Below are 12,859 nucleotides of genomic sequence, written 5' to 3' on the forward strand. Positions count from 1 at the left end.
CTATTGATATGCGGAACCTTCGCGCCTTCTCGTAAAGTTGTCAACATTGCACGTAAAGGAATTTGCTGTGAGCAGAGCGCACTAGACAACTTTTCCGGTGAGCATTCTTTCTGAGGAATAGATTGGTATCACCGCTCATTTCGTTGATTTAATATGGTATTTTATAAGGTATTTTAATCGAGCAATTTGAGAGGCCACACCGTCCCGAGCAAATTGCGCGAGACACTTCAATACCAATTGACAAATCTTTTCATTTCACCCAGGCTTGGAGTAAGTGAGGAAGCTCGGGAGATTGCCGGCAGCCGCTGCAACGCAATCGGCAGTGATCCCGCGAGATCAGGGATGCGAGGACGATAATGACGGCAATCAATCGACCGCTCGAAATGCTGCGGCCTGCGGTGGTGCGCTTCGGCGAAGGGACACTCGCAACATTGGCGTCGTGGCTGGCGGAGAAAGGGATTTCCCGGCCATTCATCGTTTCGGATGCGTTCAACGCCGCACGGGCGGATCTCTTGCAGATTTCAGGCGCGACCACATTCGGAAAGGCCATGCCCGAGCCCGACCTGCCGAATCTCACCGAATGTGTTGCGGCAGCGGAAGCTTCCGCTCCGGATGCGGTGATCGGCTTCGGCGGCGGAAGCGCCATGGATTTGGCCAAGCTGGTGGCCGTGCTGTGCCGGTCCGGAAAGTCGCTGCACGATATTTCCGGTCTGAACCGCGCGAACCCGCGCCGGATGGCGCTCATCCAGGTACCCACCACCGCGGGTACCGGCAGCGAGGTGGGTACCCGCGCGCTCATCACTGATCCCGCGACCATGAACAAGGTTGCTACCGAAAGCCCGTATATGCTGGCGGATCTCGCGATCATCGATCCCGTCCTGACGGCGACCGTGCCGCCCATGATTACTGCTGCGACCGGCATCGATGCCATGGCTCACTGTGTGGAGGCCTTTACCAGCAAGCGCTCCCATCCCCTCATCGATGCCTATGCTCTCGAAGGAACCCGGCTCGTGGGCAAGTTTTTGCCCCGCGCAGTCCGGGACGGCAGCGATGTCGAGGCCCGGGCCGGGCTTTCGCTTGCGGCCTTCTACGGCGGCGTCTGCCTTGGTCCGGTCAATACGACGGCGGGGCACGCGATCTCCTATCCGCTCGGAACCCGGCACAAGGTCGCGCATGGGATCGCCAACGCATTGATCTTCCCGCATGTTCTTGCAGCCAATTATGAGGCCGCGCCGGAGAAGACGGCATTGGTCTGTCAGGCGCTGGGCTTCGATGCGGACACCGCCGATGATGTATTCCAAGGCGCCTATACCTTCTGCAAGGCGCTCGGCCTCGACATGGCGCTGTCGTCCCACGGCGTGCCGGAAAGCGATCTGGAGATAATGGCGAAAGAGGCCCATGCCATCCGCCGCCTTCTGGACTTCAACCCGCGCGAGCTCGCGGTCAGCGACATCCTGGCGATCTACAGGGCCGCCTATACCGCCTGAAGAGCAGCCTCATGCGAAAGGCGCCTCATGGGCGCCTTTCATCCGCCGTGAACGATGTAGACGACTGCGCTCAGGCGACGATCGTTTCCCGCTCCAGCCGGCGGCGCTGCTGCACTTTGGGATCAGGATCAAGGCCGGCGGCCAGCAACCGCCTTGTATAATCCTGCCGCGGGTTTTCGAAGATTTCGCGTGCCGTGCCGAGTTCCATGACCTTGCCCGACTTCATCACCATGACGTGGTCGGCGAAGTCCCTGACCACCGGCAGATCATGGGCAATGAAGATGAAGGCGATCTTCAATTCACGGCGCAGCTTGTCGAGAAGCGCGATCACCTGCGCCTGGATCGAGACGTCGAGCGCCGATACCGCCTCGTCGCAGATGATGAGCTGGGGCTCGAGCGCCAGTGCGCGGGCGATTGCGATACGCTGACGCTGGCCGCCGGAGAACTGGTGAGGATAGCGGCGGGCATGCTCGGGCAGGAGGCCCACCTGCGCCAGCAATTCGTCGACGCGCTCGCGCCACTGGGCTTTAGGAAGGATTTCGGGATGGATGACCCAGGCTTCCGAGATCAACTCGTAAACGGACATGCGCGGATTGAGCGATTGGGTCGGGTCCTGGAAGACCATCTGGATCTGCCGCCGCAGTCCGAAGAGTTCCTTGCGTGACATGGACAGGAGATCACGGCCCTTCCAGAGCGCTTGGCCGCTGTCGGCTTCCTCCAGCCGAAGCAGGCATCGGGCGAGCGTCGACTTGCCGGAACCGCTTTCGCCGACCACCGCCATGGTTTCTCCCGGCTGGAGATCGAAGGATACTCCATCCAGCGCCTTGAAGGCCCCATAGGCTTTCTCCATGCCGGATACCCTGAGCAACGGTTCGCCGAGTCCTTCAGGTTCGTGCATCGCGCCGCGGCCGGGCGCTGCGGAAATCAGCTTCTTCGTGTAAGGATGCTGCGGGTTATGATAGACTTCGTCCGGCGTTCCCGTCTCGACGATCTCGCCGCCATTCATTACCACGACGCGATCGGCGACCTCCGCGACTACTCCGAGATCGTGGGTGATGAGGAGCAGGCCCATGCCGGTTTCCTTCTGCAGCTCATCGAGCAACGAGAGAACCTCCGCCTGGACCGTAACGTCGAGGGCGGTGGTCGGCTCGTCGGCGATCACGATGTCCGGCTTCATGGCGAGCGCCATGGCGATCATGACGCGTTGGCGTTGACCGCCGGAAAACTGATGYGGGTATTTCTTCATCGACGCTTCCGGCGAGGGAAGGCCGACACGCTTCAACAATTCCAGCGCCCGGCGCTCAGCCTCCTGCCGGCCGGCGCCATGCACGAGCATGGTTTCGACGAGCTGCCAGCCGACCGTGTAAACCGGGTTCAGGTGGCCAAGCGGATCCTGGAAGATCATGGCGATGCGCCGGCCGTTGATCATTCGACGTTCGCCGGCGGACATCGTCAGCAGATCCCGCCCTTCGAAGAGAACCTGCCCGTTGGTTATCTCGCCCGGCGGCATGTCGATCAGGTTCATGATGGCGGAAGCGGAGACCGACTTGCCCGATCCGCTTTCACCGAGAATGGCGAGCGTCTCACCGCGATCGAGATGCCAGCTTATGTTGCGGACCGCCTTGACCGTGCCGCCGGCGGTATGGAACTGGACCGAAAGGTTGCGGACTTCCAGAAGATGCTCAGCCATTGGCTTTTCCTCCGATTTCGAGACGCCATCTTTGAGCGGGATCGAGTGCGATACGCATCCAGTTGGAGAGAAGGTTGAGCGACATGGTGGTGAGGATGATCGCGAGGCCGGGCCAGAAGGCCAGCCACCAGGCAGTCGCGAGATATTGCCTGCCCTGGCTCACCATCAGGCCCCAGGTGATCTGAGGCGGCTGGATGCCGATGCCGAGGAAGGAGAGCGAGCTCTCCGCAAGCATCACGAAGGCAAAATCCAGCGTTGCGATCGTCACCAGCGTCGGAATTACCATCGGCAGGATGTGCCGAAATACGATGCGCACCGGCGAAGCACCCATGACCTCGGCCGCTTCGACGAACATGCGTTGGCGGATTTCCATGACCTCCGCCCTGGTGGTGCGCAGATAGACCGGGATACGCGTGATCGCCAGCACGATGACCAGATTTCCCACAGAAGGGGCCAGGATATAGAGCACGACGACGGCGAGCAGCAGCGAGGGGAAGGACATGATCACATCCGCCAGGCGCAGAATGACATTGCCGACCCGGCTGGAGGCGTAACCCGCCACCAGGCCGAGCAATGCACCGATGATCGACGAGCAGAGCACCGCACCCGCCGCGATCAGCATCGTGTTCTGCGCGGCCACCACGACGCGCGGAAGTAGCGGCCGGCCGAGGGAATCCGATCCGAGCACGTAGAACCAGCCATTCGCAATGCTGAAGGGCGGGGCGTTGCGGCCGCGCAGGTTCTGGCTCAGCGCAGCATCCCCCATCAGCATCGGACCGAACACCGCGCAGGAAATGACGACCAACAGGAAAATGGTCGCAGCAAGGGCGAACTTGTCTCGCCAAAGCATGCCGAGCACACCCCTGATCCGGCCCTTCTGCTGGACTTCGGCTTGCGTTGAGGTTCCCGGCAGAGACTGGGTCATGGTCATGGCCTTAGGTCCGGACGCGTGGATCGAGGATCGCATAGGCGATGTCGATCAGGAGATTCATGACGAAGATTGCAAGCGCGGTCACCATGATCGCGGCGAGCACGACGTTGAAATCCCGCTGCAGGATGGAATCGATCATCAGCTTGCCGACACCCGGAAAACCGAAAATCGTCTCGATGATCACCGCCCCGTTGAGCATGGCGGCGGCCTGGTCCCCGATCACCGTGATCACCGGCAGCATGGCGTTGCGCAGTGTATGAACGAAGATGATCGACGTATTGCCCACCCCCTTTGCCCGCGCGGTCTTCACATAGAGCGATCCGAAGGACTGAATCATCGACCCGCGGACGATCTGCAGGATGAGCCCGAAGGGACGAATGAACAGGACGGCTACCGGCAGTATCCAATGCCAGACGGTTCCTGTGCCAGAGGTCGGCAGCCAGGCGAAATTGACGGCGAAAACGACGATGGCGACGATCGCCACCCAGAAGTCCGGAGCAGACGCCCCGATCAGCGAGACCACGGATGCGAAGCGGTCGAATATGCCGTCAGGCCGGAAAGCGGCAAGTGATCCGATCACGATCGCGGCGATGGAGACGAGCGCAATGGTAATGGCGGCGAGCTGGAAGGTCCAGGCAAAGCCTTCGAAAACAACATCTATCGCCGGGCGGGCCTGGCGTAGAGACTGACCGAAATCGAGATGGAGGAGATCCCAGACATAGCGGCCGAATTGCACGATCAGCGGATCGTTCAACCCATGCAGGCGGCGAAAATTGTCGAGCATTTCCTGCGTCGCCTCTCTCGGCAGGAACAGGGCTGCGGGATCACCCGTCAGCCGCGACAGGAAGAATACCATCACCACCAATGCGGCGAGCGAAAAGAAGCTCGAAAGGACCCGGCCGAAAATGAGTTTTCGCATTGTCTTCTCCTCATGCAGAAGGAAGGCGCGGCCGGCAGCCGCGCCTTTCTTTTTTCGCTTATTTGAAGCCGACCTGAGACAGCTGCAGCTGGCTGTTGGTCGCAATCGTCGGCTTGAAGGTTACGCGCGGGTTGACGCGGGCGAAGCTGACCTGATTGAAGAGCAGCACGTCGGCGACCACATCATTGTTGAGATAGGCGAACAGATCGGACCACTTCTTGGCGCGGTCTTCACCCGTCGCGGCGGTCGCATCCTCGATCATCTGATCGACCTTCGGATCGGAGAAGCCCGACTGCGGTCCATTGCTGTGATATTTGAAGAACATCGAGAAGACCGGATCGCCACGAGCATTGTCGTGCTGCGCGGCGACGAGCTGCGCGGTGCGATCTTCGGCGAAGGGCTTGCCGTAGATGTCCTCGAACTCGGCCACCTCATACATCTGCAGATCGACATTGAAGCCGACATCGGTGAGCATGCTCTGGATTGCTTCCATCACCTCGAGCACGTTCGGGAAGAGATTGCTGCGGCCGATCAGCGTGATCTTGGAATCGACGGCGACACCGTCGGCCTTCGCGTCGGCGATCAGCGCCTTGGCCTTCTCGGCATCGAAGGGCCAAGGCTTGATGTCCTTGTTGAAGCCGAGCGTCGTCGGCGGCACCATGGCGGTGGCGAGTGTGGTCTCGGCCGGCACCAGCGTGCCGACGAAGGCCTGCCTGTCGATCGCCAGGTTCAGGGCTTCACGGATGCGTTTGTCCTGAAGCGGCGGCTTGCCCTGGTCGATGCGCATATAGAAGACTTCAGAATTGGGATAGGCCTGATCGGTTTCCGCATTGGTGGCGTCGGTCACCGAAATGGCCGGTGCGATATCGGCCTCGCCCGTCTGCACCATGGCTGCCGCCACGGCCGGATCGGTGCGGAAGACATAGGTGGCTTTCTCCACCTGGGGCGCATCACCCCAATAGTCGCCGCGACGCTCAAGCACGATGTTCTGGCCGACATTCCATGCGGCCATCTTGTAGGGGCCTGTGCCGATCGGATCACGGACGAACTGCATCGGCGTGTCGGACGGTACGATCGTCACGATCGACATCAAAAGGGGAAGGATCGCCTGCTTCGGCTCGGCGGTGATATCGATCGTGGAAGGATCGACCACGGTCGCAGTGATCTTGGTCGAACCGAAATAGCGAGGTGTCTCGCAGCTCAGATCCTTGCTCATGGCGCGGTCGATCGAGTGCTTCACATCCTCCGCGTCAAAGTCCGAGCCGTCGGAGAACTTGACGTTCTTGCGCAGGTGGAAACGCCACGTGCTGTCGTTCTGCTGATCCCAGCTTTCCGCCAGCCGCGGCATCAGGCCCTTGTCGCCGACGACATCGAATTCGGTCAGGGTTTCATTGATGTTCTGCAGCAGTACGCGCCCGATATTCGAGCGGGTGGACATGCACGGCTCCATGAGATCGACGCCTTCGCCGAGAACGATGGTGACATCCTTGGAGGCGTTTTGCGCCGATGCCGGCACGGCTAGGTGAACGGCACTCAGGAGAGCGGCGCCCAATGACATGAGACTGCGTTTCATAGTGATCCTCCCTGATCACGGCGGGTTAACACCAAAGCTTTCGCCGGAACCTGTCGAACCAGGCCGCCGGCAAGATATGCGCGTCATCGTCGATCATCGCCACCGCGGCGAGCACGATTATTCTCATGGACGATGGTTTCCTCCGCGGCTGGCGCAGCTTGACACCCTGTAAAGATGCGGCCTGCCGTCACCCGGTGCTCTTGCGAGAAGCTTGTGCCGGCAGGCCGGCTTTCCCACTGAGCTTCCATCTCCAATACACCAAGATTGACGTTTTTCCTCACAACATGTCAACTGGTAACATGAAATCGGTTTTCATTGAGCGCCACCCAGTCAACTACTTTGGGATTTATTCCATAATTTTCATAATGTTAAAAGAAATCCACGCCGACATCAATATGAAATTCCAACTTGACAACATTTACGACAATGCAGATGCTCGCCCATCATAGCGTCGTATTTGAGGAGGAGAGAACCATGTCCCCGGAGGAAATCGAACGTCGGATGAACGGGGTGATTGCCGATCTCGGTGGCGGGCGCTCGGAGGCTTTCCTTCCCTCCCCAGCGGTTCAAAATCATGCCGCCTTCCTGGCATGGTTGCCGGACGGCAGCCTCGGCTGCACATGGTTCGGGGGAACGCTCGAAGGCAAATCCGACATCTCGATCCACATCGCTCGGCTGCTTGCCGACAGCGGCCGCTGGACCGCCCCATCGCAAGTGACGGACGATCCCGCGCATTCGGAGCAGAACCCCGTGCTCTGGGTGGACAACGATGGCGGACTCTTCCTTTTCCATACCTCGCAGGCTTCGGGAAACCAGGAAGGAAGCGCGGTCAAGTCCCGACCGCTGCGCCTTGCCGACGAGGGCGTAATCTCCGGCAGGTCGAAAACCTTGCCGCTGCCGCGCGGCACTTTCATTCGCGCGTCGATCGTCCGTCGCGGCGACGGCGCGCTCCTCCTGCCGCTCTTCCTATGCAAGGCGAAGGACGGGGCCAAGTGGAACGGCAGCCACGACACGGCCGCCTTGGCAATTAGTGACGACAATGGCGAGACTTGGCGCGTCGTTCACGTGCCGCAATCCTTCGGCTGCGTGCATATGACCATCGTGCCTCTTGGTGGCCTCAAAATGGCGGCCTTCTTTCGCCGGCGGCAGGCCGATTTCGTCTATCGAAGCGCAAGCGAGGATGGCGGCGAGACCTGGAGCGTGCCGGAAGCGACGGATGTTCCCAACAACAACTCCTCCATCAATGCCATTCGCCTGCGGGATGGGCGGATTGCGCTCCTCTGCAACCCGGTCTCCGCCTCCTATTCCAAGGATCGGCGCGCATCCCTCTACGACGAACTCGGCGAGAACGACGACCGGCCCGATTCCGACGGCGGGATCGAGCCTATCTGGGGCGTACCGCGCGCGCCGCTGACGCTCTGCCTCTCATCGGACGACGGAAAGACCTTTCCGGTCCGAAAGCTGGTGGAGGACGGTCCCGGCACATGCCTTTCGAACAACTCGGTCGATGGCCACAACAAGGAGCTTTCCTATCCGGTGCTTCTAGAGGACCAGGACGGCACGCTGCACCTTGCCTTCACCTTCCATCGCCGGGCCATCAAATATGTGCGGCTGGCATCCGACTGGCTGAAAGCGTAATGGAGCGGGCGCTCATCTCTTGACCGGAAAATGGCGGCCGACCAAGCCGCCTTGTTCTTCATAGTCCGGGCATCCGCCCCGTCATTCGGCATCGTCCGGAACGGCCATGCCCGGTCCCCTGATGATCTCCCGTTTACCGACATGGTTGGCGGGACCGACCAGGCCTTCCTGCTCCATCCGCTCGACCAGTGAGGCCGCTTTGTTATAGCCGATCGACAGGCGCCGCTGAATATAGGAAGTGGAGCATTTGCGATCCTTCATGACGATCTTTATCGCCCGCTCGTAAAGCTCGTCGCCATCGTCTCCCGCAACCGAGCCCTTGTCGAAGACGGCTTCCTGGGCCGAATCTTCATCGTCACCCTCAGCCTCATCCTCGGTTACCGTTCCGAGATAGTCGGGCTGGCCCTGCGTCTTAAGATGACGGACGACCTGTTCCACTTCCGCATCGGAGACGAAGGGGCCATGGACGCGGGAGATCCGTCCGCCACCGGCCATATGCAGCATGTCGCCCTGGCCCAGAAGATGCTCGGCTCCCTGCTCGCCGAGAATGGTGCGGCTGTCGATCTTGGAGGTCACCTGGAAGGAAATGCGGGTCGGGAAATTCGCCTTGATGGTACCTGTGATCACATCAACCGACGGGCGCTGGGTCGCCATGATGAGGTGGATGCCGGCGGCGCGTGCCATCTGTGCCAACCGCTGGATTGCGCCTTCGATATCCTTGCCGGCCACCATCATCAGATCGGCCATTTCGTCGACGATGACGACGATATAGGGCATCGGCGAAAGATCGAGTTCCTGCTCCTCGTAGACGATTTCACCTGTTGTTCGGTCGAAGCCCGACTGGACGCTGACAGTGATGACCTCGCCTTTTTCCCGCGCTTGTGCCGCGCGCTGATTGTAACCGTCGATATTGCGGACACCGAGGCGCGACATCTTGCGATAGCGGTCCTCCATCTCGCGCACGGCCCATTTCAGCGCCAACACGGCCTTTCTCGGATCGGTGACGACAGGTGTCAAAAGATGCGGAATGCCGTCATAGACGGAAAGCTCGAGCATCTTGGGATCGATCATGATCAGCCGGCATTCTTCCGGACGCAGCCGGTAGAGCAGCGACAGGATCATGGTGTTGATCGCGACCGACTTGCCCGAGCCGGTCGTACCCGCGACGAGCAGATGTGGCATCTTGGCAAGTTCGGCGATCACTGGCTCCCCGCCAATCGTCTTGCCGAGGCAGAGTGCCAGACGATGCTTGGTTTCCCAGTAGTCCTCGCATTCGATGAGTTCGCGGAAGTAGACCGTCTCGCGCGTTGCGTTCGGCAGCTCGATGCCGATGACATTACGGCCCGGAACCACGGCAACACGCGCCGAAAGCGCCGACATCGAACGGGCGATGTCGTCCGCGAGGCCAATGACGCGGGAAGATTTCACTCCCGGAGCCGGTTCGAACTCGTAGAGAGTGACGACGGGACCCGGGCGGACGTCGATGATTTCGCCGCGGACGCCGAAGTCCTCCAATATGCTCTCCAGAAGCCCGGCACTCTGTTGCAACGCATCCGGCTGCATGGCCTGGCCACGGTCGCCCACCGGCTGCTGAAGCAGGGAAATCGGCGGGAACTCGTATTCCGCGACCACAGGAACCCGAGGCCGGGGACGCGGCACTTCCGTCGCGGCCGCGGTCTCCGGATCGGGGCACGCGGCTTGCGCGACCGGCGCCGGCTGAGATGAAGGAGGCGTGATTGCCGACACTGACGGTTCGATGGGCGCAGGCTCGATTGCAGGCATCGGCTGCATGCTTCTGGATCTCGCCGCGGCGGGAACGGGCCGGCCGCTTTGCGTGACTTCGCGATAGAGGGCCGTCACCGAACCGGCCGACGGGTCAAACAAGCGTTGAGGGGCTACCTGAACTGGCACGGGCGCTTCTTTCACCGCAGCCGTCTCCTCAACCTCGATATCAAACTCGACATCGAAGGGCATGCCCTCCCAGAAGGCATGGTCCGAGATCGCCAATTCCGGGCGCGCGAGGGCAACCGGCTCCGCCTGATCGATGATGATGGCGTCGCTGGCCAACTCGCTGCTCTCCTTTACGATCTCTACCCGCTCCTCGACTACCGCTTGCCGCATCACGGAAGCGATTTGCTCCAGCTCGGCAACCACACCGGCAGGGGGCTGTGTTTCGGTCGCGTAACGGCTTGTCGCCGAAGTCAGGTAGACCTCTGACGATATCTCGGTGAAGTGTTGTCCCGCTGGAGCTTCAACCTGCTCAACGCCGTGTCTGGCGCGGGTCAGCGCGCTCTCCGGCGTACGAGTGAACCTTACGTTGGGCGCAAGCGTAAAGGCGGACTGCCACGGCGCCTCTTCGATCCTCACCTGGTTGAGATCCACCGAAGGCGCGCGGGGGGAATACACCTCGGGCGCCGTCTCCGCTTCACCATCTTCAAGGTGAGACGAACCAGACTTCTTTTGAAAATTGCTGCGAGTGAACTGCATGGGGAACCGACGAAATACGAGACAGGTGGGTGCACCAATGAGGTAAAAAATAAAGGTTAACGCCCCCTTTCCAGACGCCTCCAAATCGGTGGCCGGCAGCCTAAGTTGAACGAGAAAACTGCTTGAGGACGATGTGTACCTCTTTCACGAACGCTTCCTTTCCCTGGGACTGAAGCAATCTCGGGCACGCCAGCCGGGAGAGCATCCAGAGCTACGCCGATTGCTATCTATGCCATGCTGCGGGACCGCATCTGGACCAACGCAACTTATCCCGTGACGATACAGACGGTTCCGGTCGCGCGACGGGGCCGATGGAGTGAGTAAGTCACTGCTCGAATTCGGCGTGCCGGCTGACGGYGATCACGATCCACCGGCCTGCAATTCCGCTTCCGTGGAAAATTGTTCCCCAGCGGCCCCGAGAACATGCATTAAACTTTTCCAGTCGAACGGTAAGTTCAGAACACTTTATCATCCAAATCTCTACTAAATCGATAGTGTTTATGGTCAATGACTCCAATGACGGACGGGGATATGGCCGAAATCAGTTCGCCTTTGCAGGATTTTTCCGCCGATAGTCGCTCCGGCTTCGCAATCAAGAAAGCGACCCTGTATTCGGTGCTGTCCTGGTTGGCACCGCTTCTGCTTCTGTGCCTTTGGGAAGCCGCATCACGGCTTGGGTTGATCGCATCACAGGTGATGCCTGCTCCAAGCCGGGTTGCCGAAACTGGCTGGCAGCTTGCGACGACGGGCGAATTGTTCGTTCATCTCGGGGCATCGTTGCTGCGGGCAACAGCGGGGTTTGCGATCGGCGGCAGCATCGGGTTCGCGTTGGGCGTCGCGGTCGGGTTTTCGCCGCTCGCGCATGCCCTTCTCGACCGTTCAATCCAGATGATCCGGGCCATACCCTTTCTGGCGATGCTGCCTCTGGTCATCGTCTGGTTCGGCGTCGATGAAGCCGGCAAGATTTTTCTCGTGTCGCTCGCCGTTCTCTTCCCGATCTACATCAACACGGTTCTGGGCGTACGGCAGATCGACCCGAAACTGATGGAACTGGCAAAAGTCACCGGTATGAATTGGCCTGCGATCGTCAGGCGGATCATTCTTCCGGGCGCCATGCCCTCCATCTTGACCGGTGTCCGTTATGCGCTGGCGCATGCCTGGCTGGCCCTGGTTATTGCCGAGACGCTAGCGACCACTGAAGGAATTGGCTTTCTGGCAATGGACGCGCGCGAGTTCCTGCAAACCGACGTTATCCTTCTGACGATCATCATCTACTCGGTCATCGGCGTCGGGGCGGATGGGCTCGCCCGCCTGCTCGAAACCCGGCTGCTTGGCTGGCATCCGAATTTCGCAAAGGGAGCACGATGATGAACAAGCTCGTCAACATTGCCAAATCGATTGCCATCAGCGCACCGACAGATAGCGATCCGTTCCTCAACACGCCGCTGGCCGTTTCCGTTTCCGGGCTGGAACGGCGCTATGGTGAGCGTACGGTCATCAAATCCCTGGATATCACCATACGGGAGGGAGAGTTCGTCGCACTTCTTGGTGAAAGCGGTTGCGGGAAGACCACTCTGTTGCGCGCCCTTGCCGGACTTGATGCTCCGGATGCGGGGCGCATCGAAGCACCCGGCCGGCCGGCGGTGGTTTTCCAGGAGCATCGCCTGCTCCCCTGGGCTTCGGTCTGGGAAAACGTCGCGCTCGGCAACGAAAAGGCGATCGGCAAAGACGGCGCCTCACGCGCGCTTGGGGAAGTCGGGCTTGCCGGACGGGAGGACGATTGGCCGCGCAATCTGTCCGGTGGACAGGCGCAGCGCGTCGCGCTTGCCAGGGCTCTGGTGCGCGATCCGAAATTGCTCCTGCTTGATGAGCCCTTTGCCGCGCTCGACGCACTGACCCGCATCAAGATGCATGCGCTTGTCCGCGAGCTCGTCTCCCGACATCGCCCCGGCGTGCTGATCGTGACCCATGACGTGGATGAGGCCATCGTCCTCGCCGACCGCATCCTTGTCATGCGTTCCGGGCAGATCGCTGCCTCCTACCGCCCCGCCGAGCATGCTCCGGGAGGGTTGAGGCCACTGCTCCTCAACGAATTGGGCGTGGCAACCCACTGACTCTTCCTTCCATCAAATAC

At 60.5% G+C, this 12,859-nt stretch carries 10 protein-coding genes; 5 read left to right on the forward strand and 5 right to left on the reverse strand.

Annotated elements, in window-relative coordinates; translation table 11 throughout:
- Positions 1-356 precede the first annotated feature (356 nt).
- Positions 357-1,487, forward strand: a complete 1,131-nt coding sequence (locus LCM4573_RS20415; RefSeq protein ID WP_071008204.1) for an iron-containing alcohol dehydrogenase — start codon at positions 357-359, stop codon at positions 1,485-1,487.
- A gap of 70 nt (positions 1,488-1,557) precedes the next feature.
- Here the strand turns inward: LCM4573_RS20415 and LCM4573_RS20420 are convergent, their stop codons facing one another.
- The 4 genes from LCM4573_RS20420 to LCM4573_RS20435 form a co-directional block, all read right to left on the reverse strand.
- Complete coding sequence (locus tag LCM4573_RS20420) at positions 1,558-3,177, reverse strand: ABC transporter ATP-binding protein (RefSeq protein ID WP_071008205.1); 1,620 nt, start codon at positions 3,175-3,177, stop codon at positions 1,558-1,560.
- Positions 3,170-4,027 carry an ABC transporter permease gene (locus LCM4573_RS20425; RefSeq protein WP_244505393.1) on the reverse strand — a complete coding sequence of 286 codons (858 nt, stop codon included), beginning with the start codon at positions 4,025-4,027 and terminating at the stop codon, positions 3,170-3,172. The genes LCM4573_RS20420 and LCM4573_RS20425 overlap by 8 nt, the downstream gene beginning before the upstream one ends.
- A gap of 85 nt (positions 4,028-4,112) precedes the next feature.
- Positions 4,113-5,027 carry an ABC transporter permease gene (locus LCM4573_RS20430; RefSeq protein WP_071008206.1) on the reverse strand — a complete coding sequence of 305 codons (915 nt, stop codon included), beginning with the start codon at positions 5,025-5,027 and terminating at the stop codon, positions 4,113-4,115.
- 58 nt (positions 5,028-5,085) lie between these two features.
- Complete coding sequence (locus LCM4573_RS20435) at positions 5,086-6,600, reverse strand: ABC transporter substrate-binding protein (protein ID WP_071008207.1); 1,515 nt, start codon at positions 6,598-6,600, stop codon at positions 5,086-5,088.
- 125 nt (positions 6,601-6,725) lie between these two features.
- Between LCM4573_RS20435 and LCM4573_RS20440 the strand changes: the two genes are divergently transcribed.
- Together LCM4573_RS20440 and LCM4573_RS20445 are read left to right on the forward strand one after the other, a co-directional pair.
- Positions 6,726-7,049 carry a hypothetical protein gene (locus LCM4573_RS20440; protein ID WP_071008208.1) on the forward strand — a complete coding sequence of 108 codons (324 nt, stop codon included), beginning with the start codon at positions 6,726-6,728 and terminating at the stop codon, positions 7,047-7,049.
- Positions 7,050-7,074: 25 nt separating this feature from the next.
- Entirely contained in the window at positions 7,075-8,238 is a 1,164-nt protein-coding gene (locus LCM4573_RS20445) for an exo-alpha-sialidase (RefSeq protein WP_071008209.1), read from the forward strand.
- Positions 8,239-8,319: 81 nt separating this feature from the next.
- Here LCM4573_RS20445 and LCM4573_RS20450 read toward each other — a convergent pair whose 3' ends face one another.
- Complete coding sequence (locus LCM4573_RS20450) at positions 8,320-10,725, reverse strand: DNA translocase FtsK (RefSeq protein ID WP_083347552.1); 2,406 nt, start codon at positions 10,723-10,725, stop codon at positions 8,320-8,322.
- 531 nt (positions 10,726-11,256) lie between these two features.
- Here LCM4573_RS20450 and LCM4573_RS20455 point away from each other — a divergent pair.
- Both LCM4573_RS20455 and LCM4573_RS20460 read left to right on the forward strand, forming a co-directional pair.
- The gene (locus LCM4573_RS20455) at positions 11,257-12,093 is read left to right on the forward strand and encodes an ABC transporter permease subunit (protein ID WP_071008210.1); all 837 of its coding nucleotides are present in this window, start codon (positions 11,257-11,259) and stop codon (positions 12,091-12,093) included.
- Positions 12,093-12,839 carry an ABC transporter ATP-binding protein gene (locus LCM4573_RS20460; protein WP_071008211.1) on the forward strand — a complete coding sequence of 249 codons (747 nt, stop codon included), beginning with the start codon at positions 12,093-12,095 and terminating at the stop codon, positions 12,837-12,839. Before LCM4573_RS20455 ends, LCM4573_RS20460 begins: the two co-directional genes overlap by 1 nt.
- Positions 12,840-12,859: the final 20 nt, after the last annotated feature.

The organism is Rhizobium sp. LCM 4573, assembly GCF_001854865.1.
Classification (GTDB): Bacteria; Pseudomonadota; Alphaproteobacteria; order Rhizobiales; family Rhizobiaceae; genus Neorhizobium.

Coding starts and splice junctions, on each gene's coding strand:
- LCM4573_RS20415 (WP_071008204.1), top strand. CDS start 357: ATGACGGCAATCAATCGACCGCTCGAAATGCTGCGGCCTGCGGTGGTG.
- LCM4573_RS20425 (WP_244505393.1), bottom strand. CDS start 4,027: ATGCTTTGGCGAGACAAGTTCGCCCTTGCTGCGACCATTTTCCTGTTG.
- LCM4573_RS20430 (WP_071008206.1), bottom strand. CDS start 5,027: ATGCGAAAACTCATTTTCGGCCGGGTCCTTTCGAGCTTCTTTTCGCTC.
- LCM4573_RS20435 (WP_071008207.1), bottom strand. CDS start 6,600: ATGAAACGCAGTCTCATGTCATTGGGCGCCGCTCTCCTGAGTGCCGTT.
- LCM4573_RS20440 (WP_071008208.1), top strand. CDS start 6,726: ATGGACGATGGTTTCCTCCGCGGCTGGCGCAGCTTGACACCCTGTAAA.
- LCM4573_RS20445 (WP_071008209.1), top strand. CDS start 7,075: ATGTCCCCGGAGGAAATCGAACGTCGGATGAACGGGGTGATTGCCGAT.
- LCM4573_RS20450 (WP_083347552.1), bottom strand. CDS start 10,725: ATGCAGTTCACTCGCAGCAATTTTCAAAAGAAGTCTGGTTCGTCTCAC.
- LCM4573_RS20455 (WP_071008210.1), top strand. CDS start 11,257: ATGGCCGAAATCAGTTCGCCTTTGCAGGATTTTTCCGCCGATAGTCGC.
- LCM4573_RS20460 (WP_071008211.1), top strand. CDS start 12,093: ATGAACAAGCTCGTCAACATTGCCAAATCGATTGCCATCAGCGCACCG.